The following is a 20196-nucleotide window of genomic DNA, read 5'->3' on the forward strand; positions in this document are numbered from 1 at the left end:
TCATTGCGCTATGGGCAAGGCGCGACAATGTAAGTGCCATCACCGCGCGCATAGGCGCATTGCTGTGTCGCGTCGTTTTGCGCAACGATTGTCCCCGCAGCAGCACCCGCCAGCGCGGCAATCAACCGCCAGTCGCGGTTGGCATCAAACATATCAGCAGTGATCAACCCAGCAGCGGCGCCGCCGGTCATGCCGACAATCGTCCGTTGCTCTGTTGTCAGGTTCTCGCAGGCGGGCACCGTCAGAAAGGTCACACCAGCAAGGGTCATCGCAAAAATCTGTTTCATGGCTTTGCTCCTTTTTGCCTTGCGACCTTTCTAGCCATGTGTTCCGGATCGGAATTGATATTACGCAATTGCTCCCGCGTGTTGCTCGGGATCAGAACCCTAGGTGACAAACGCGTCGCGGGCATAGCCCTGCAGGAAGAGCAGCGCTGTCAGATCACCGTGATTGATGCGGATATTGCATTCGGCCTGCACGGCCGGTTTGGCATGCAAGGCGACACCGGTGCCCGCCAGTTTCAGCATCCCAAGGTCATTGGCCCCGTCGCCAACCGCCAGCACATCTGCGGCCGTCAGCCCAAGGCGCGAGGTGATTTCCTGCAAGGCGGTCACCTTGGCCGCTTTGCCCAGAATCGGCCGCCCGACATCGCCTGTCAGCTTGCCGTTCTCGGACAACAAGGTATTGGCGCGATTCTCGTCAAACCCGAGTGTTGCCGCAACACGCGCCGTGAAAGCCGTGAAACCACCCGAGACCAGTGCCGCATAGGCCCCGTGCGCTTTCATGGTCTGCACCAGTTCATAACCACCGGGCATATGCGTGATACGCTCATCCAGAACCTGCTCGATGATCTCGACAGGCAGGTCCTTAAGCAGGCCGACCCGCTCGATCAGTGCCTCTTCGAAATCAAGTTCGCCATTCATGGCGCGGGCGGTGATATCTGCCACACGCGCGCCGACCCCCGCCTCGGCGGCGAGTTCGTCGATACATTCCTGCCGGATCATCGTGCTGTCCATATCGGCCAGCAGCATCTTTTTGCGCCGCCCCTCATGGGGCTGGATCACCAGATCGACGCAGGCGGCTTGCAGGTCGGCCCAGACCTCCCACTGGTTGTCCGGCACGGTCGGGATCGCAAACTCAGCGGCCTCGTCTATGGCCAGCCAATGCACATCCCCGCCGCCCCATGCGTTGCGCAGGCTATCTACCAGCGCCGCATCCAGATTGCGTTCTGTGGGTGTTGTAATCAGTGTGACAACCTGCATGGCGGACCTCATGGCAATATTGCCCAAGGTCTAGCGCCACAGCAGGCAGGGTGCACCCCTAAAAGTCGAAAAGTTCGCTGAGGAAGCTTTCGCGCTTTTTTCTGGGGCGGTAATCGTCATGGCCGCCACGCTCATCACGCGGTGCGGGCGGTGGTGTCGCGGCAACAGCGGAGCGTTCAATGATTTTGTCCAGCTCGCCGCGATCAAGCCAAACACCACGGCATTCGGGGCAGTAATCAATCTCGACACCGCTGCGGTCAGAGATAACGAGCGTTGCGCCGTCAATGGGACATTTCATAGGGCGATCCTTTCTACATTGCTGCAAGGTAGATATGTGCCGCTTGCGGCCATGCAACTGGTGCGGCGGAAGGCCGCGCAGGTTTCCGATGGGCGACAGCAGTGTCGCAAAAATCGTCTCATCCGCCGAATTCGGTTCATTTCGCTCTTGCCGCAGCGCGTGACCCAATCTATCTGCGGCGGTGGGACACCCTTCCCCAACGAAGGGCGCATATCTGTGAGGATACCAGCAATGGTTATGACCAAACCGGCAACGCGGCCGGCTAATCCGCGTTTTTCTTCCGGCCCCTGTGCCAAACCCCCCGTCTGGAAACTAGATGCATTGCGTGACGCGCCTTTGGGCCGTTCACACCGTGCTGGCGTCGGCAAAGCCAAGCTTGCCGAGGCGATTGACCTGACGCGCGAAATTCTGGGCGTGCCTGCGGATTACCGCATCGGCATTGTGCCCGCCTCTGACACCGGCGCCTATGAGATGGCGATGTGGTCGCTCTTGGGCGAACGCCCTGCCGAAATGGTGGCATGGGAAAGCTTTGGTGCAGGCTGGGTGACCGATGTGGTCAAGCAGCTGAAAATCGAAGCAACTGTTCATACCGCCGAATACGGCGAGATCGTCGACATGGCGGCGCTGAACTATGACAATGACGTTTGCTTTACATGGAACGGTACGACCTCTGGTGTGCGTGTCACCTCTGGCGATGTGATCCCTGCAGATCGTGCGGGTCTGACGCTTTGTGATGCGACCTCGGCCGCCTTTGCCCAGGATCTGCCTTGGAACAAGCTCGATGTAACGACATTCTCCTGGCAGAAGGTGATGGGTGGCGAAGCGGCCCACGGGATGCTGATCCTGAGCCCCCGCGCCGTTGAACGTTTGGAAAACTACACCCCCGCATGGCCCCTGCCCAAGATTTTCCGCATGACCAAGGGCGGCAAACTGATCGAAGGCATTTTCCGTGGCGAGACCATCAACACGCCCTCCATGCTGGCGGTTGAGGATTATCTGGTTGCGCTGAAATGGGGCCGCTCGATCGGTGGTCTGGATGCGCTGATGCACCGCGCCAATGCGAACGCGCGGGCAATCTGGAATTTCTGCGCGGACAAGCCGTGGATCGCGAACCTCGCGGTTGATCCTGCGACACGGTCAAACACATCCGTCTGTCTGAAGTTCACTGATGACCGGATCAAGGATGGCGCGGCATTCGCCAAAGCCGTGGCCAAACGGCTTGAGGCGGAAAACATCGCGCTTGATATCGGTGCCTACCGCGATGCCCCTGCCGGTCTGCGGATCTGGTGCGGTGCGACGGTCGAAACCTCGGACATCGAGGCGATGCTGCCGTGGCTGGAATGGGCCTTCGAGACCGAAATCGCCAATCAATAACTGACGCGCCCCGGATGTGATCCGGGGCCTCCCCCATATCGCAAGAGGTCCCGGATCAGGTCCGGGACTGCGTTTCAAAACATATCAAGGAGCGGCACCATGGCCCCCAAAGTACTTATCTCTGACAAACTCTCTGATGCAGCCGTCCAGATCTTCAAGGATCGCGGCATCGACGTGGATTTCCAGCCTGACCTTGGCAAAGACAAGGACAAGCTGCTGGAGGTCATCGGCCAATATGATGGTCTGGCGATCCGTTCGGCCACCAAGGCGACCGAAAAGATCATCGCCGCCGCGACCAACCTCAAGGTGATTGGCCGCGCGGGTATCGGTGTGGATAACGTCGATATTCCGGCGGCTTCCAAGAAGGGTATCATCGTGATGAACACACCCTTCGGCAACTCGATCACCACGGCCGAGCATGCGATTTCCATGATGATGGCCGTTGCGCGCCAGATCCCGGAAGCCAATACATCAACCCACGCAGGCAAATGGGAAAAGTCGCGCTTTATGGGTGTCGAGCTGACCAGCAAAACGCTGGGTGTGATCGGCGCGGGCAACATCGGTTCTATCGTGATCGACCGCGCGCTGGGCCTGCGCATGAAGGTTATCGCCTATGATCCCTTCCTGTCCGAAGAACGCGCTACAGAAATCGGTGTCGAGAAGGTCGAACTTGATGATCTGCTGGGACGTTCCGATTTCATCACGATGCACGTGCCGCTGACCGACCAGACCAAGAATATCCTGTCGAAAGAGAACATCGCCAAGCTGAAAAAAGGTGTGCGGATCGTCAACTGTGCCCGCGGTGGTCTGGTGGACGAAGAGGCGCTGGCCGAGGCGTTGAAAGCCGGTCACGTCGCTGGTGCCGCCTTTGACGTCTTCGCGGTGGAACCGGCGACCGACAGCCCACTGTTCAATCTGCCCAACGTTGTCGTCACACCGCACCTTGGTGCCGCGACCACTGAAGCGCAGGAAAACGTGGCGCTGCAAGTGGCCGAGCAGATGTCCGATTACCTGTTGACGGGCGCTGTGCAGAACGCGCTGAACATGCCGTCGGTGACCGCCGAAGAAGCCAAGATCATGGGTCCGTGGATCAAGCTGACCGAGCATCTGGGCAACTTCATCGGCCAGATGACGGATGAACCGATCAAGGCAATCAACATCCTGTTTGACGGTGAAGCATCTGAGATGAACCTCAAAGCGCTGACAGCGGCGACCATTGCGGGCATCATGAACAAGGCCAACCCTGACACCAATATGGTCAGCGCACCTGTGATCGCGAAAGAGCGCGGGATCAAGGTGTCGACCACCAAACAGGACCAGTCCGGCGCATTCGAAGGCTATGTCAAAGTGACCGTTGTCACTGATAAGCGTGAGCGTTCGGTTGCTGGGACAGTCTTCAGTGACGGCAAGCCACGCTTTATCCAGATCAAGGGTATCAACGTTGACGCCGAGGTTGGGGAACACATGCTTTACACCACCAACGAAGATGTCCCCGGCATTATCGGCACATTGGGGACGACCTTGGGCGAACAAGGCGTCAACATCGCCAACTTTACATTGGGCCGCCACCAGGCGAAGGGCGAAGCGATCGCTTTGCTCTACGTGGACGAGGCCGTACCACAGACAGCGCTTGAGGCCCTCAAGGCCACAGGCAAGTTCCGGCAGGTCAAACCGCTCACGTTCAACGTCTGATTGGCCATACTATGAACCCCATCTATGCGATTGGTGATATTCACGGCCAGAAGGCGATGCTTGATCATGCGCTCGCGCTGATTGCAGCGGATGGCGGTGACGATGCACAGATCGTGTTCTTGGGGGATTATACAGATCGCGGCCCGGATAGTCGGGCCGTGATCGAGACCCTGATTGCCGGCCGCGATGCCGGGCGCAACTGGGTCTTTCTCAAAGGCAACCATGACCGTTTCTTTACACGGTTTGTCCGGCAAGGGCTTCAGCATGATCCGCGCGTTGCTTCCGGTATCAGCTGGCTGAACACCCGTCTGGGTGGCACCACGACGCTTGCGTCATATGGTATACAGGCCGAGATGCGGTTCACAATTGATCGCAAAAGCGGGCTTGAGTTTCTCAAGTCCTGCGAGGGCCCGGACGGCAAAACGGATATCGCCGGATTGCAAAAGCTGGCGCAGCACGCGGTGCCCACGGCGCATCTGGATTTTCTGGACGGCCTGCCGCTTTGGTACGAGACCGAGGAGCTGCTTTTCGTCCATGCAGGTATCCGCCCCGGTTTGCCCATTGCTGCACAAGACCCCGAGGACCTTTTGTGGATCAGATCACCGTTTCTGGAAAGCACCGAGGACTTTGGCAAGCTGGTCGTGCATGGGCACACCGCGCTCGACTATCCGCAACATTTTGGCAACCGTGTCGATCTGGATGGTGGTGCGGGCTATCATCGCCCGCTGTTTCCCGCCGTGTTTGAGGGGCGTGACTGCTGGATCTTGACCGGCCACGGCCGTGTTGCGCTCACACCCTGACCGAACATGCGCATTGGCCCGGCGCCACTCTGCCTATTCGCCCTTTTGCCGCCGCCCCAACTGCCGTAGACCATCGTCATGCCCATTGAGTTTACCAGCCTTGACGCGATCCTGAACCACGGGTTTGACACCGTGATCGACGTGCGTTCACCCGCCGAGTTTGCCGAAGACCATATTCCGGGCGCAATCAATCTGCCTGCCCTGTCAAATGAACAGCGTGCGCAGGTTGGTACAATTTACAAGCAGATCAGTGCATTTGATGGCCGCAAGATCGGGGCGGGCATGGTGATCCGCAATGTCGCAGATCACATCGACGGGCCGCTGATGGACAAAGACGGGTCTTGGCGCCCTCTGGTCTATTGCTGGCGCGGCGGGCAGAGGTCAGGGGTGTTCTCGTCCCTTCTGTCCGAGATCGGCTGGCGGTCGCAAACCGTCAAAGGTGGCTACACGGCGTTCCGGCGCTTGGTAAAGGCGGGTCTTTATGACGTTCCTTTGGCGCATCGGTTTATCCTGCTGGATGGCTATACCGGCACCGCCAAAACCGAGATTTTGCCGCGCTTGGCCGCACGTGGCGTGCAGGTCATTGATCTGGAGGGGTTGGCAGGGCATCGGGGTTCGCTTTTGGGGGGCATGCCCGGGGGGCAGCCACCACAAAAGGCGTTCGAGACACGGCTGGCCACGGCACTGAACGCGCTGGACCCTGCCCGCCCCGTGGTGATCGAGGCCGAAAGCAGCAAGATCGGGCGGATCGTGCTGCCTGCTTCTGTTTGGTCCGCGATGCTGGCAGGACCACGGATTGTGATCAAAGCCCCGATGGGCGCGCGTGCGGGTTATCTGGCAAAGGCCTACCGTGAGGTGATTGAAGATCCTGATGTGGTGGCCGAGAAACTTTTGCCGCTGCGCCGTTTGCGTGGTCATGCGACGGTTGACCGCTGGATTGCGCTGTCACAAGCGGGGGCTTTGGTCGATCTGTCACATGCGCTGATGGTCGATCACTATGATCCGTCATATGCCAAGTCGCGCCGCATTGATGAACGCGAGGTTCTGGCCGAAGTGACAGCGGAAACGCTGGATGACGCCGGACAGGAACGTGCCGCAGATGCCATTGCAGCCGCGGTTACCGCGTTCTGAAGACCTGATCTGCGGTGATTTCGCCGATGATGCTGGCGGTATAGCCCGCTTTCTGGAGCTTCTTGAGCGCCGCATCGGCCGACGCGGGCGCGACCGCGGCGAGCAATCCACCTGCGGTCTGTGGATCAAACAGCAATTCGATGACAGGCCCCTCAATCGGGCCAGCACCGATGCGATTATCCGCGAACAGCGATGATCGCACACCTGATGCTGACAGCGCCAAGGCGCCTTGCATGAACGGAATCGCATCAAGGTCAAGCAGCACACCTACGCCCGAAGCATCACATATACCGCGCAAGTGCCCCGCAAGGCCAAAGCCGGTGATATCAGTCATCGCGTGGGCTTTGCCCAAGATCACCGAGGCTGCGGCCTGATCCTGTGTCATGAGATCAAGACAGGCCATCACGTCGGCACCTTTCGCCTTGCCCTGCATGTCAGCGGCCATCACCGTGCCGCTGCCAATGGGTTTGGTCAGGATCAGTTTGTCACCCACCTGTGCTCCTGCCAGCGTAACCGGTGCTTTCGTCAGACCGGTAATCGTGAACCCGATGGTCAGTTCATCACCGAGTGACGAATGCCCCCCGATAATCTTGGCGCCGGCTTTGGCGAAGACCTCAGTCGCGGTCGACATGATCTCTGACATCGTCCGTTCCTGCAAGGTGGCCGACATGCGCGGCAGGATCAGGCTGGCGGTGGCGGCCTGCGGTTTTGCCCCCATCGCCCAGATATCGCCCAGCGCGTGGACCGCCGCGATGCGGGTCATCACCACCGGATCATGGGTCAGCGCACGCAGGTGATCGGTGCTCATCACCTGTCCGGCCTGCACTTCGGCGGCATCATCACCAAAATGATCTGTCAGGGCATTCTGCAGCGCCGCGCGCGCCACCTTGGCCCCGCAACCGCCGCACATGGGCTTGTCACCCAGCGCCTCTTTCACACCCAGCGCCGTCTTGCGCGGCAGATCAGGGGCCGCCATCGGTGCCAGTGTTTCAAACTGGTCCATGAACTTGCGGTCGATATGGTCCTTGAGCTTCCACAACAGCGGGCCTTCGCGCGCAGTGCCGAACTTTTCGGCCAGCGCCGATTTTGCACCCAGCGAGATCAGTTTGAGGTAATCGCGTTGCGGCCTGTAGGGGCGCAGGGTGTCACCGGACAGGGCGGCGCGCAGGTTCGCAAACAGGATCGGCGCCTGACGCACCGCATAGACGCCTGCTTTGGGGCGGGGGTTGTCACGCAGATGCGCGCAGTCCCCGACCGCGAAAATTGCTGGATCGCTGGATTGCAGATTGGCATCCACCGTGATGAAACCCTCATGCAGATCAAGGCCCGTTTGCACGATCCAGTCGTGCGGCTTTGCCCCTGCTGCCCCTGTCGTGAAATCACTGCGGATCGTGCGGCCATCACGCAGCACGAGACCTTCTGCAAAGATCTCGGTCACCTCGGCATCTTCGGTGATTTCGATATTGTTAGCGGTCAGCGCCGCAATCATTTTCTGGCGCGCCTTATAGCCCAGCGCGGTCAGGACGCGGCTGCGGTCAAGCAAGCGGACCGTCGGGGATTTATCGCGCAGGGCATGCGACATGGCCATGGCCAGTTCGGCACCTGCAACGCCGCCTCCGATGATTGCGATATGCGGGGCATTGGCAGAGGCACGGAAGCTGTCCCAGCGTGATGCGAAGGTGCCCAGCGGCTTGGCGGGGATCGCATGCGCCGTAAAGCCCGGCAGATCGGGCATGGCAGAGGTAATACCGATATCGACCGAGACCACATCATAGGCGATGGGCGGACGGCCTGAAACCGCAACGGTTTGCGCATCCTTGTCGATGCCATTGGCGTAGCCGTCGATGATCCGCGCACCAGCAAAGCGGGCCAGTTTCACCAGATCAATATCAAGCTCATCTCGGGTGTAATGCCCTGCAACGAACCCCGGCAGCATTCCGGAATAGGGCGCAGTTGGTCCGGGATTAATAACCGTTACCCGCACACCCGGCAAAGGATTCATGCCCCATTTGCGCAGCACAAGCGCATGGGTATGACCGCCGCCAATCAGCACGAGGTCGCGGGTCAGGGGAATACTGTTCATACCTTGTTGTAGCGGGGTCGCTGTCAGGGGGAAAGCCACTGTCCCTGCCAATGACGATCACGTGAGAAACCGGCACGGCGATGGTCAGTCCCGAGGTGGACAGCGTCGATGGTCGTGACATGGCATTGCAGTACGGCGAAGGTCTCCGGATCGGGCGATTTGACATAGTCGAGCGCTGTCATGATCGGCTGACCGGGGGGCGGTGTGACACCGTAGGATTGCTGGGCATGGTCGGGGATTTTGTCCCAAAGTGCTCGGGTCTGCGCGCCCGAGAGGATCGTCACTTCGGTCTGTAGCCTGATTTGCAGGTTCTGTTTGGCATCCCAGATATGCAGTGCTGCACGGGGCAAGGCCCGCAGGCTCTTGATCTTGTCGGAATAGAGATCCGTATGGACAGTGACGGCCCCCGCCGTGCGATCAGCAGACCGCAGCACCACTGTGCGCGCCTCCGGCCACCCCTCGGGCGACACAGTTGCAAAGGTCGGGCGGCGTGCAGGATGCTTGGCATCAGCAACACCGCGCCCCAACGTGCCCCAGAGTTTGTCCCAGATGCCGTCTGTGGTTTCGAACCAGTCACTCATAGCCCGTCATCTCCAAGTATCCGATACCCTCATGGCTGCCCGTGACTGTGACAGGGCCTTCCCAATAAGGCACGCTTGTTGCCATCCACGCATTCTCATTGATCGCGGCAACGGTCACATCAACACCTTGGGCAGGCAATTCCACACGCCAGCGCACGGGCACGCCCATGTCATTCGTCGCGAGGGGTGTCGCGACCAATGCGCCGTCGGTGTAGGGCGTTGTCTGCCCGTCAGGCGTGATCCAAGTGGCAGAGGTAAAATCCTGGCCATCGGTCTGCTGCAGGCGGAACCCCATCATTTTGTCGCCATCGTCAAATGACAGCGAGAACCAGTCCCAGCCCGTCTGGTTTTCCGCCAAGGGCTGTGATGACCATTCACGGTCAAGCCACGCGTTCCCTGTCACAGCAACGTCGCCCTCGGGCAGTTGCAGGGTGCCTTCGATGGCAAAGAAGGGCTGCGAGTAATAGTAGGACGCCTGCCCTACGGCGGATTTCACCGAATAGCCGTCTTCGCCGTGAAAAATCAGCGGGCCTTGGGCCGTCAGCGCCATGTCATAGGCAAAATCGGCTGCGCTTGCAGTCATGCGCAGGGTGGTCCAGTCGCCAGTCAGTGCCCAGTCGTCGATCCATGCTGCAAAAGGGTCCGCCGTCACCCCCGCCTGCCCGATCCCGCCGCGGGCTAGCCGTTCGGCCACATAGTGATTATCGGGTGTCGTGACCGCCGCGTGTCCCATCCACAATTGCGGTGCGGTCCAGCCATCGCCCGCCTCGGGCGCGAGGGCAGAGCGGAACAGGGTCCATTGCAGCCCGTAAGGCGTGCCGTCCGCCGCTTCAAGATTGGCGGTCAGATACCACCATTCGATTCGGTAATCGCTATGTGCGCCGTGATCGGCCGGGAAGTTGAATTGCGGGTCAGGTTGCGGAACAGAGAAGCCTTCGGCCTCTGTGCCCAGACCTGCAAAGCCTTGTGCCAGCGCCGGCATGGGCAGGCAGAAAGCAAGGAAAAGCGCTTTAACGTTCATTGGAAAATACCTTGAGCAAATCCGCAGGGGGTGTCCGCGCCAGCCTGCGGGCAGGCCAGAGAGCGGCAAGCCCTGCCGCCAGCAACGCGAAAACCCCCATGCGGGCATAGTCCAGCGGGAACAGATACATCGGCAGCTTCCACCCGAAGGCCGCCACATTCACCACCGCGAGCAAAGCCCACGCAAGCGCAAGGCCCAGTGGCAAGGCAACGACAGCCGTGAGCAGGGCGAGCATGACCGCATGGACAAGTTCAAGCCGCCCGAGCTGCCGACGTGTCATGCCCATGGCCCACGCCGGGGCCAGTTGCGGGACGCGCATGCTGGCAAGGGTCAGCAGGCTCATCAGAATGGCGAAACCGGCAACCGCGAGGGTGAGGATGTTCAGGGCGGTTGTGACGGTAAAGGTGCGTTCGAAAATCGCCAGCGAGATTGCCTTGATGCCCGCCTGGTTGACCGTTTGGGTCGCGGCAATGCCTGTTGCGGCTTCCAGCGCATCAACAAAATCCGGCACTGTTTCAGGGTCCATGCGCAGGCCAAAGTTCTGCGGTCTGATATTGGGGTAGAGGGTCGCGAAAACCTCTTCGCCAATCACCGCCTGCCCGATCGGGTTGCCGTAGTCGCCGTAGACACCTGCAATGGCAAACGCGGTGTCTTGCAGCATGATTTCATCACCCACCATCAGGTTCGCACGGCGCGAGAGTTGTTCGTTTATTAACACGGTTTGCCCTGAGAAGGTGCTGTCCCAAGGATCGCTCGCTTGCTGCAGGAACACCCAATTGTCACGGTAGGTGGCATGGTCGCGCGCACCGTAAACCTCGGTCGGTTGACCGGCCACTTCGGTGTCGGCGCTTTGGATCGGCAGGATGATGTCGGTGCGGGGCGTGGCGAAAGCGATCAGGGCCGCGGTTTGCGCTTCGCTTTCGGTGCGGACGTAAAGTTCGGACGCCAATCGCTGGTCGAGGAAATCAGTGAAGGTCAGGCGGAAGCTCGACACCATGGTCGAAACACCGACATTGGCAGCCATCGCGAGCAGCAGCGCCATCAGCGCAAGCGACAGGCCCGGCAATTGCTGGCGTGTATCAGCCCAGAACCACTGCGCGGTGACGGATTTTGCGAGGTTGCTCGCGAAGGCAAGGAGCCGGTCAAGAATGATAGGCAAGGCCAGCGCCGCCCCGATCAAAAGCGCACCCAGCAAGAGAAAGCCGCCGATCATGCCGCTTGCGGTGAACATCAACACGCCAGAGAGCATCAGCAAAACCGCGGCCGCGATGCCCTGCAAGACCGCGCGCCGCCCTGCGGCCATCGCCAACGCGCGCGGCTGGGCCGCTGCAAGCAAGGGCATTTGCGCCATCTGATAAAGCGCACCACCTGCAGCCAGCGCCGTGCCGCCCAGTGCAATCGCCATACCGGAAAGCCACCATGACGGGCGCAGTTGCAGCGTGCCGGAAACATCTGCCCCGTAAAGCCCGCGCAAAGTGGCCGCAACATCGGGCAGCAGCAGGGCTGCGATCACATAGCCAAGCGCCACGCCGATGACGCCTGCAATCAGGGCAAAGAGCATGAGTTCCGCGCCTAAAAGCAGGATCAGGCGGCGCAGCGGCAGCCCCAAGGCACGCAGGGTGCGCACCACAGGGCGGCGTTGTTCGAAGGCGAGGCCAATCGCGCCGTTGACGATAAAGATGCCGACAGCAAAAGAGAGCAGACCAAAGGCCGTCAGGTTCAGGTGAAAGCTATCGGTCAGCCGTGCGATATCGCTCCCGCCTTGGGCGGGTTGCAGAGTCAGGTCGGGGGCAATGGCATCAAGTGGGGGACGCCCGATAGGTTGACCGCGCAGGACGATCAGACTGTCAATCTGGTCTGGTTTGGACAGCAGGCGCTGTGCCACGCCGATATCTGTGACAGCAGTGTTGGGGGCGGCATCCGGTGTGACGACGATGTTGAGGCCTGCAAGTTGTTCCGCGACTTCGGCATTGGCGAAAAGCTGGCCCTCGCCTGTGAGGAAAGACGTAAGGTCTGTTCCTTCCTGCAACGATACCGGCCCCACCCCGCCCGGCGCTGTCAGTGGCTCAACCCCGATGATCCGCACGCCATCAAGCCGCCCCTGCACCACGGGGCTGACCAGCCAACCTGCACGTCGCAGGGCGACATAGGTCTCCTGGGTCATCGATTGCCCGTCTCGGCGCACAAGCCTGTCGTATTGCCCCTCACCCAAAGTCGCAGCGGCGGCGTCATAGCTGGCACGCGCCTCGGCGTTGACAGCTTGCACGCCGGACCAGAGTGCTGTGGCCAGCGCCAGCCCCGCCAGCAACGTAAAAAGCTGCAACGGATTGCGCCACCAATGTGACAGAAGCGCGTGAAGGGTCGTTGTGGTCATGCCACGCGGCCCGCCCGCAGATGCAGGCGCCGCGACATGCGCGCGGCAAGGCCTTCGGAATGGGTGACCATCAAAAGGCCTGCGCCTGTCTCGGCGACAAGTTCGAGCATCAGGTCAAGAACGGTGCTGGCAGTGGCCTCATCGAGGTTGCCGGTGGGTTCATCGGCCAGCACGACACGGGGTTTCGGGGCCAATGTGCGGGCAATTGCCACGCGCTGCTGCTGGCCACCCGAAAGCTGTTCGGGGTATTTGGCAAGGTGGGGTGTCAGCCCCATACGTGCGGCCAATGCAGCGTCCCAATCAGGGTCATGACGGCCAGCCAGACGTGCCTGAAAGGCGATGTTATCGGACACACGCAGGCTGGGGATCAGGTTGAACTGCTGGAAGACCACGCCGACGGTGCCCCGCCTCAGGGCGGCGCGACCGGCATCATCGAGGGCGGCCATATCACGCCCTTCATGCAGGATTTTGCCGCTGTCGGGTGTATCAAGACCGCCGATCAGGTGCAGCAACGTGCTTTTGCCGCTCCCGGATTCGCCTGTCAGCGCCAGTGTCTCGCCTGATGCCAGCGTCAGGTCGATACCGCGCAGCACGTCAAAAGGACCATCAGCGGTGTGGTAGGTTTTATGAATATCTTGAACGGTCAGTAACATGTTTTTCGCGCCTCTGGGCTAGAGGTAACGCACCTGCCGCAGAAGGAAACGCTTATTGCGTCAATTAGGTCTGCTGCGGCGCCTGTGCGATCAGTTCGACGCGATTGCCCACAGGGTCAGACACGAAAAACCGTGTGACATCCGGCAGTGCCGTGTCCCACTTCACGGCAAGGCCCGCAGTTTCCATCCGACCGGCCAAGGCTGCGATATCGTCAACAACAAAGGCAGGGTGTGCCTTTGTGGCGGGGTGGAAATCAGGATCAACGCCAAAGTGACACTCCAAAGCGCCTGTCCGCGCCCAGAACCCGCCACGCCCTTGCAAGGCGGCGGGTTTCGCGACCTCTGTCATACCAAGCAGGTCGCAATAAAAAGCACGCATGGCATTTTCAGCGCCTGCAGGCAGCGCCAACTGGATGTGATCAAGTGCGACGATCATTTTACCTCCCTCATGATGCCTGCGCGAAATCTGTACGCCCACACAGAAGCGGGGCTTTCGGAATGATGCACCAGATTTGCCGCGACGTTCTGCTGTTTCTTTTTCTCTGCCAAGATACGATCATTCCGATTGAAAGCGAAAGGGGCTGACATGACTGAGATCGTAATATTGGGTGGGGCGCGGACGGCAATCGGGGCCTTTGGTGGGTCTCTCGCAGGAACGCCGCCGATTGAACTGGGCACGATTGCAGCCAAAGCCGCACTCGAGCGTTCCGGTGTGGACGCAGGCCAGGTGGGGCATGTGGCGTTCGGACATGTGATCAATACCGAACCGAAGGACATGTATCTCAGCCGTGTCGCTGCCATGAATGCAGGGATCCCCGAGACAACACCGGCGATGAACGTGAACCGCCTCTGCGGATCGGGCGTGCAGGCCATTGTGTCGGTCATGCAGTCGCTGATGCTGGGGGATGCCGATTTTGGCCTTGCTGGCGGGTCCGAGAACATGAGCCGATCACCCTTTATCATCTCGGATCAGCGCTGGGGCGCCAAGATGGGCGATATCCGCACGCGGGATATGATGCTGGGCGCGCTGAACTGTCCCTTTGGCACAGGTCACATGGGTGTCACGGCAGAGAATGTCGCGGGCGAACATCATGTCACCCGCGCAGAGCAGGATGCCTTTGCCCTGCTCAGTCAGGAACGTGCCGCCGCCGCAATTGCGGCAGGATACTTTGACAGCCAGATTGCCCCCGTTCCCGTCAAACAGCGCCGTGAGATCGTGGATTTCATGACGGACGAACACCCCAAGGCCACGACATTGGAGGCGCTGTCCGGACTGCGCCCTGTGTTCCAGAAAGACGGATCGGTCACGGCTGGCAATGCCTCGGGCCTGAACGACGGGGCGGCGGCGATTGTGCTCGCGACAGCCGAGGCTGCGGAAAAGGCGGGGCTGACGCCGAAATTCCGTATTCTGGGTTATGCGCATGCCGGTGTACGGCCGGACGTCATGGGCATCGGACCCGTGCCTGCGGTGAAGAACCTCTTGGCGAAAACCAAGCTGACGGTCGACGATTTCGATGTGATTGAATCGAACGAGGCCTTCGCGTCGCAGGCTTTGGCGGTATCCAAGGAGCTTGGCTTTGATCCGGCCCGCGTGAACCCCAATGGCGGCGCGATTGCGCTGGGCCATCCCGTCGGGGCGACAGGTGCAATTATAACCGTCAAGGCGATGTATGAACTCGAACGCATCGGCGGCAAACGTGCGCTGATCACGATGTGTATCGGCGGCGGTCAGGGGATTGCACTGGCGATCGAACGGATCTAACGGGCGCTCAGAAACCAATCGGCTTTTGCATTTCAGCAAGGGCGGCAACGATGCTCATCGCCGCCAACGCGGAACTGCGCGGGTTGTCGGGCAGCCCCATGCCCGCGATCTGGAAATGGAACGTGCCGAAGGCCCCCTGCACCGCAATTTCGTGGATATTCTCGGTCACGGTGGGGTCGGCGATCAATTCCACCAGCGTCTTATCAAATCCGATCCCCGCAAGGGCGACAGCGGCGGCGACATTGGCGTTCTTGGGATAGGCAAGTGCGGCCTCGCGGGCGGTGCCGTTGAAATGGGGTGTTGGCGCGGTGATCGCATCCAGATCAATCGCAGCTTCGGCGGGTGATCCGCGCCAACCTTTTGGCGGCTTGCGGCCGGTGTAGCTGACCTGAGAAATCGTGCCGACCGCCGCGCTGCGCAGCGCATCCAGCCCGCCGATGGCGCCACTCAACAGATGCAGACGCGCGCCGCCTGCGATGCCCGCATCGCGCAAGGATCGTTCAATCTGCAGATCGGCCAAAGCGCCCAACGAGACGGTCATCACGTCAATGCCCAGCCCCAGGGCGACAGGACCATGTGCAGCAAGCGCCTGATGCCCGCCGCAGTCGATCACCAGATCAGGGCGCGATGGCAGATCATTCAGTTCCGCGATACAAGGTGGCGTGGCATCCCCGATCTCTTTGCCGGAGCGCACGATTGCGGCGATCTCGGTGATGTTTAGCGCTGGCAGTTGCGCGCGCACGTAACGTGCAATGGCGCCATGCCCGATGATGGCAACGGTGCGCAGCATCAGGTGGGATAATCGCGCAGGAACACCCATTTATCGCCTTCAGACAGGTCAGGATCATAGGCATAGCCGCCGCTGCCAAAGTCTTTCAGACCCTCGGCCTCGGTCACGCGGTTTTCAACCACGAACCGCGCCATCGCACCCCGCGCGCGTTTGGCGAAAAAGCTGACGATCCGTGGTTTGTCGTCTTTGACTTCCATAAAGACCGGCGTGATCACCCGCAGTTTCAGCGCCGCGCGGTCCGCTGCGCCGAAATATTCCTGACTGGCGCAGTTGATCAGCGCATCAGTGCCGACTTTTTCGGCCTGCGCGTTCAGCGCCTTGGTGATTGTGTCGCCCCAATAGTCATAAAGCGATTTGCCGCGCCGCGTTTTCAAACGGCTGCCCATCTCGAGCCGGTAGGGTTGGATCGCATCAAGCGGCCGTAACAGACCATAGAGGCCGGACAGAATGCGCAGGTGGTCTTGCGCCCATGCCAAATCATCCTCGGTCAATGTCTTGGCTTCCAGACCCTGATAGGTATCGCCGTTAAACGCCAGTGCCGCAGGTTTCGTGACGCTCGCATCCGGTTCTGCGGCAAATGCATTGAACCGGTCACGGTTCAGACGGGCCAGATCGTCCGAAATGCTCATCAGGTTTTTGAGCTCTTTCAACGTCAGGTTCTTGGCGGTCTTGGACAGGCGCACTGCATCTTCCTGAAAATCAGGGGCAGTGGCAGGCATATCAACGGGCTCCATGTCGAGCGATTTGGCAGGGGAAACGACAACAAGCATTCGGGCATCCTTTCGATCTTGCACAGGGATGTAACATGACCAGCCACATTGACCACCCCTCTGGTGTCCGCACACGGCTGGGGCTATGTCTTGGCCAAACTAAAGGGAGTGCGCCATGAAACTTTGCCGGATCAGGACAGCAGACGGAATCAAACCAGCAGCAGTGGATGCTGCGGGCGCTTTGCGCGATTTGTCAGACCATATCGATGATGTAACGGCTGCTCAGATTGCACCGGACGCGCTGCGCGCCCTTGCCGCCATTGATCTTGACGCCTGTCCTGTGATTGCCGGTGCCCCTGCCCCGTTTCTAAGCGATGCGCGGCGCGTCTTCTGCATCGGGCTCAACTATTACGACCACGCCGCAGAGATGAACATGGCGATCCCCGACCACCCGATCCTGTTCATGAAGGCCTGCGAGGTCACAGGCGCACATGATCCGATCATTATTCCCAAAGGGGCGACGAAGACCGACTGGGAGCTGGAACTGGGCGTTGCCATCGGCACCCGCGCACAACATGTGACTGAGGAAGCCGCACTGGATCACGTGGCAGGATATTTCGTCGGCAATGACGTGTCGGAACGGGCATTCCAGCTTGAGTTCGGCGGTCAGTGGATGAAAGGCAAATCCGCAGACAGCTTTGCGCCGGTTGGCCCCTACCTTGTGACCAAAGACGAGATTGCAGATGCGCAAAACCTGTCGATGTCGCTGGAAATCAACGGCGAGCAGATGCAGAAAGGGTCAACCAGCACGATGATCTTTTCCGTGGCCCAGATCGTGGCGCATGTCAGCCAGTTTGTGACCCTCCAGCCCGGCGATCTTATCCTGACGGGGACACCGCCCGGCGTTGGCGTTGGCCACAAACCACCACGTTTTATGAAAGCGGGCGATATCCTGACGGCGGAAATTGAAGGGCTTGGTGCGCTGCGGCAAGAAGCCGTCGCATTCAAAGGCTAGTTGAGCTGGACCTGTAGCGGGTACTGGCCATCCTCGAACGGACCAAACAGGTCATCCAGATCAGGGTGGTCTACCGGTTCGCCCGAATAATCCGCGACAAGGTTCTGTTCCGAGACGTAGGCCACATAAAAGCTCTGCTCGTTCTCGGCCAAGAGGTGATAATACGGCTGGTCCTTTTTGGGCCGGCTGTCCTCTGGAATGGCATTGTACCATTCGTCCGTGTTCGAAAACATGGCGTCCACGTCAAAGATCACACCCCGGAAAGGATGCTTTCTGTGGCGTACAATCTGGCCAAGATGATATTTCGCGCGCGTTTTGAACATGGTCTTCCTATTTGTCTCCTTATAAGTCTGCCGCACGCGAAAAGTCCACGCTTGCAGCCAAGATTTAAAGGAAACAGTTTGTGAACCTCGTCCTGACAGTCCTGAATATCACCGCGCCGGTCTTTCTTTTGGCGGTTGTCGGATTCGTCTGGGTCAAACTGGGGTTTGAGTACAGCGTCACTTTTGTCACCCGCATGGCGATGACGCTGGCGGTGCCCTGCCTGATCTTTGTGGCGTTGATGAACATAGACGCCGCACCGCAGGCGATTGCCACGCTGTCTGTGGCTTCATTCATGGCCTATCTGGTTGTGATGGCGGGTTGTTTCATTCTTGTGAAAGCAGCGCGGCTCGACACGCAAACCTATCTGGCACCGCTGATTTTCGGCAATACAGGCAACCTTGGCCTGCCGCTGGCGCTCTTTGCTTTTGGCGAGACAGGGTTGGGCTATGCGGTGGTCGTCTTTGCGGTGATGGCAATCTTGTCTTTCACGATCGGGATCTGGATGGTGGCCGGTGCAGGATCATTCAAACGCGTCTTGCAGGAACCCTTGGTGGGTGCGACCCTGCTGGGCGCGCTGTTCTTATGGCAGGGGTGGGAAACACCGGTTTTCCTGACCAATACGCTGGAATTGATCGGGCAGATGGCGATCCCGATGATGCTGATCACACTTGGGGTCGCAGTGGCGCGGCTGGAAACAAAGGCGATGGGACAGGCTGTGCTGCTTTCGGTCGTCAAGTTGTTGATTTGCGGCGGCGCTGGCTGGGGGGCTGCGGTCTGGTTCGGGCTTGATCCGGTTGCCGCTGGCGTGCTGATTGTGCAACTGGCCACGCCGGTGGCTGTCACGTCCTACCTTCTGGCCGAAAAATACGGAGCCAACGCCCAGCCTGTGGCGGGTCTCGTTGTAGCCTCAACCCTGCTTTCAGTGATCGCTTTGCCGCTGATCCTCGCATTTGTGATCTGAACCGTCACCACTAGGGGATTCCCACATCGCCCGTTCCGCGCTATGCTGCGAAAAAACAAAGATAAGCGAGAGGCAGATGAGCAGTATCTTTCGCGCAATGGCATGTGTGATGCTTCTGGCAAGTTGCAGCAGCGGATCGGGTTATAACTCGGCCCCGCGCAACCTTGATGATGCATGCAGTATCGTGTCCGAGCGCCCAGAATACCTTCGTGCTTTCAATGCGGTGGAACGTAAATACGGCGTTCCGGTGCCTGCGTTGATGGCGATGATTTATCAGGAAAGCAAATTTATCGGCAACAACCGCACGCCGCATCGCTATGCGCTGGGTGTGATTCCCGTGGGGCGGCAATCCTCGGCCTTTGGCTATAGTCAGGCCCTGGATGGCACATGGGAAGAATACGTGCGCGGCCCAGGCGGACGCGGCGCGCGACGGGATGATATCTTTGACGCCACCGACTTTATGGGATGGTACATGACCAAGACCGTCGAAGAGACGGGCGTGCCGATCTATGACACGCGCAACCAGTATCTGGCCTATCACGACGGCCGGACCGGTTTCCTGCGTGGCACGTGGCGTTCCAAAAGCTGGCTGATCCGGATTGCCGGTGAAGTCGAAGCGCGTGCCGTCATGTATGACCAACAGCTGCGGTCCTGCCGTAAGCGCTAAAACACAAAAGGCGGCTCTGGGCAGAGCCGCCTTTTCTTTATCTTGTCATCAGGGATCAGTTTCCGCGACTGCGTATTTCCGCGTTGATGTTGAACAGGATATCCCGGATCACGCTGCCCGAGATCAGATCATTCAGGATCACCGTGGTCTCGGTTCCGAATTCGTCGGTGACAATCCACTGCCGCAGTTCTACCGGATTGGCCGTAAAGACCAATTGGATACTGCCATAGTTGGGGTTGTCGGGGTCTTGCGCGGTGACAGTTGTCGTCGTTCCGTCCGAAACCACATTTGTCACCATATCGGCGCGTTCAAGATCTACGTTATTCTGCAAAATGATGCTGAGCGGCGTCTGGTTCAACGGATAGCGGTCCGGTCCTGTGTTCGAGCGCGGATCAAAGACCGCGACCTGCCCACCACCTGCCATCACCAAAGAGTCTGACGGCGCGTTATACTCAAACCGGATACGTCCCGGGCGTTTGATATAGATCTGGCCGGTACTCAGCGTGCCGTCGGGATTGATCTGGGTAAAGCCACCCTGTGCCGTCTGAAGCTGGTTCAGATAGGCCGAGATTTGCGCCAGACTGAGCTGCTGGGCCGAAACGGCACCGGCATAGAGCGTGAGCGCCAGAACGGCGATGAAGGAGAGGATACGTTTGTTCATGTCTCTTACCTATGTGTCTGGGTGACGAAATGCACCC

21 protein-coding genes are annotated in these 20196 nt (G+C 59.6%); 8 read left to right on the forward strand and 13 right to left on the reverse strand.

Annotation, left to right across the window (positions count from 1 at the left end; translation table 11 throughout):
- Nucleotides 1–8 precede the first annotated feature (8 nt).
- From SJY29_RS13360 to SJY29_RS13370, 3 genes are all read right to left on the reverse strand, one after another.
- Entirely contained in the window at nucleotides 9–287 is a 279-nt protein-coding gene (locus SJY29_RS13360; RefSeq protein ID WP_400083737.1) for a glycine zipper 2TM domain-containing protein, read from the reverse strand.
- 99 nt (nucleotides 288–386) lie between these two features.
- A complete protein-coding gene (gene serB / locus SJY29_RS13365) occupies nucleotides 387–1262 on the reverse strand; it encodes a phosphoserine phosphatase SerB (RefSeq protein ID WP_400083739.1) in 876 nt (291 codons plus the stop codon).
- A 58-nt stretch (nucleotides 1263–1320) separates the two neighbouring features.
- A complete protein-coding gene (locus tag SJY29_RS13370; protein ID WP_400083741.1) occupies nucleotides 1321–1560 on the reverse strand; it encodes a zf-TFIIB domain-containing protein in 240 nt (79 codons plus the stop codon).
- Nucleotides 1561–1791: 231 nt separating this feature from the next.
- On the opposite strand from SJY29_RS13370, the gene SJY29_RS13375 reads away from it, so the two are divergent.
- From SJY29_RS13375 to mnmH, 4 genes are all read left to right on the forward strand, one after another.
- Nucleotides 1792–2934, forward strand: coding sequence for a phosphoserine transaminase (locus SJY29_RS13375; RefSeq protein ID WP_400083743.1), 1143 nt, complete (start codon nucleotides 1792–1794; stop codon nucleotides 2932–2934).
- 99 nt (nucleotides 2935–3033) lie between these two features.
- Nucleotides 3034–4626, forward strand: a complete 1593-nt coding sequence (gene serA / locus SJY29_RS13380) for a phosphoglycerate dehydrogenase (protein WP_400083744.1) — start codon at nucleotides 3034–3036, stop codon at nucleotides 4624–4626.
- 11 nt (nucleotides 4627–4637) lie between these two features.
- Nucleotides 4638–5426, forward strand: a complete 789-nt coding sequence (locus SJY29_RS13385; RefSeq protein WP_400083746.1) for a metallophosphoesterase — start codon at nucleotides 4638–4640, stop codon at nucleotides 5424–5426.
- 78 nt (nucleotides 5427–5504) lie between these two features.
- On the forward strand, nucleotides 5505–6557 hold the full coding sequence (mnmH, locus tag SJY29_RS13390; protein ID WP_400083748.1) for a tRNA 2-selenouridine(34) synthase MnmH: 1053 nt from the start codon (nucleotides 5505–5507) through the stop codon (nucleotides 6555–6557).
- Here mnmH and selD read toward each other — a convergent pair.
- From selD to SJY29_RS13420, 6 genes are all read right to left on the reverse strand, one after another.
- On the reverse strand, nucleotides 6544–8640 hold the full coding sequence (gene selD, locus SJY29_RS13395; RefSeq protein ID WP_400083750.1) for a selenide, water dikinase SelD: 2097 nt from the start codon (nucleotides 8638–8640) through the stop codon (nucleotides 6544–6546). The genes mnmH and selD overlap by 14 nt on opposite strands.
- A gap of 23 nt (nucleotides 8641–8663) precedes the next feature.
- Nucleotides 8664–9221 carry a pyridoxamine 5'-phosphate oxidase family protein gene (locus SJY29_RS13400; protein WP_400083752.1) on the reverse strand — a complete coding sequence of 186 codons (558 nt, stop codon included), beginning with the start codon at nucleotides 9219–9221 and terminating at the stop codon, nucleotides 8664–8666.
- On the reverse strand, nucleotides 9214–10242 hold the full coding sequence (locus SJY29_RS13405) for a lipocalin-like domain-containing protein (RefSeq protein WP_400083754.1): 1029 nt from the start codon (nucleotides 10240–10242) through the stop codon (nucleotides 9214–9216). Before SJY29_RS13405 ends, SJY29_RS13400 begins: the two co-directional genes overlap by 8 nt.
- A complete protein-coding gene (locus SJY29_RS13410) occupies nucleotides 10232–12616 on the reverse strand; it encodes an FtsX-like permease family protein (protein ID WP_400083756.1) in 2385 nt (794 codons plus the stop codon). Before SJY29_RS13410 ends, SJY29_RS13405 begins: the two co-directional genes overlap by 11 nt.
- Nucleotides 12613–13269 (reverse strand): ABC transporter ATP-binding protein, encoded by a 657-nt coding sequence (locus tag SJY29_RS13415; protein ID WP_400083758.1) that lies wholly within the window; start codon nucleotides 13267–13269, stop codon nucleotides 12613–12615. Before SJY29_RS13415 ends, SJY29_RS13410 begins: the two co-directional genes overlap by 4 nt.
- Nucleotides 13270–13333: 64 nt before the next feature.
- A complete protein-coding gene (locus tag SJY29_RS13420; RefSeq protein WP_400083760.1) occupies nucleotides 13334–13705 on the reverse strand; it encodes a VOC family protein in 372 nt (123 codons plus the stop codon).
- Nucleotides 13706–13855: 150 nt separating this feature from the next.
- On the opposite strand from SJY29_RS13420, the gene SJY29_RS13425 reads away from it, so the two are divergent.
- Nucleotides 13856–15031: an acetyl-CoA C-acyltransferase family protein gene (locus SJY29_RS13425; protein WP_400083762.1), complete on the forward strand. Its 1176-nt coding sequence runs from the start codon at nucleotides 13856–13858 to the stop codon at nucleotides 15029–15031.
- A 7-nt stretch (nucleotides 15032–15038) separates the two neighbouring features.
- Here SJY29_RS13425 and SJY29_RS13430 read toward each other — a convergent pair whose 3' ends face one another.
- The gene (locus SJY29_RS13430; protein ID WP_400083764.1) at nucleotides 15039–15821 is read right to left on the reverse strand and encodes an aspartate dehydrogenase; all 783 of its coding nucleotides are present in this window, start codon (nucleotides 15819–15821) and stop codon (nucleotides 15039–15041) included.
- Nucleotides 15821–16591, reverse strand: coding sequence for a peroxide stress protein YaaA (gene yaaA / locus SJY29_RS13435; RefSeq protein ID WP_400083765.1), 771 nt, complete (start codon nucleotides 16589–16591; stop codon nucleotides 15821–15823). Before yaaA ends, SJY29_RS13430 begins: the two co-directional genes overlap by 1 nt.
- A gap of 115 nt (nucleotides 16592–16706) precedes the next feature.
- Between yaaA and SJY29_RS13440 the strand changes: the two genes are divergently transcribed.
- Nucleotides 16707–17546: a fumarylacetoacetate hydrolase family protein gene (locus SJY29_RS13440; protein WP_400083767.1), complete on the forward strand. Its 840-nt coding sequence runs from the start codon at nucleotides 16707–16709 to the stop codon at nucleotides 17544–17546.
- Here SJY29_RS13440 and hspQ read toward each other — a convergent pair.
- Entirely contained in the window at nucleotides 17543–17869 is a 327-nt protein-coding gene (gene hspQ / locus SJY29_RS13445; RefSeq protein ID WP_076660810.1) for a heat shock protein HspQ, read from the reverse strand. The two genes, SJY29_RS13440 and hspQ, sit on opposite strands and share 4 nt — an antisense overlap.
- Nucleotides 17870–17949: 80 nt before the next feature.
- Here hspQ and SJY29_RS13450 point away from each other — a divergent pair, with 80 nt between their 5' ends.
- On the forward strand, nucleotides 17950–18831 hold the full coding sequence (locus tag SJY29_RS13450) for an AEC family transporter (RefSeq protein ID WP_400083769.1): 882 nt from the start codon (nucleotides 17950–17952) through the stop codon (nucleotides 18829–18831).
- Between the two features lie 76 nt (nucleotides 18832–18907).
- Entirely contained in the window at nucleotides 18908–19498 is a 591-nt protein-coding gene (locus SJY29_RS13455) for a lytic transglycosylase (protein WP_400083771.1), read from the forward strand.
- Nucleotides 19499–19553: 55 nt separating this feature from the next.
- On the opposite strand, the gene SJY29_RS13460 is transcribed toward SJY29_RS13455, so the two are convergent.
- Complete coding sequence (locus tag SJY29_RS13460) at nucleotides 19554–20159, reverse strand: outer membrane lipoprotein carrier protein LolA (RefSeq protein ID WP_400083773.1); 606 nt, start codon at nucleotides 20157–20159, stop codon at nucleotides 19554–19556.
- Nucleotides 20160–20196: the final 37 nt, after the last annotated feature.

The sequence above is a fragment of the Yoonia sp. R78084 genome, from assembly GCF_044595625.1.
Lineage (GTDB): Bacteria > Pseudomonadota > Alphaproteobacteria > Rhodobacterales > Rhodobacteraceae > Yoonia.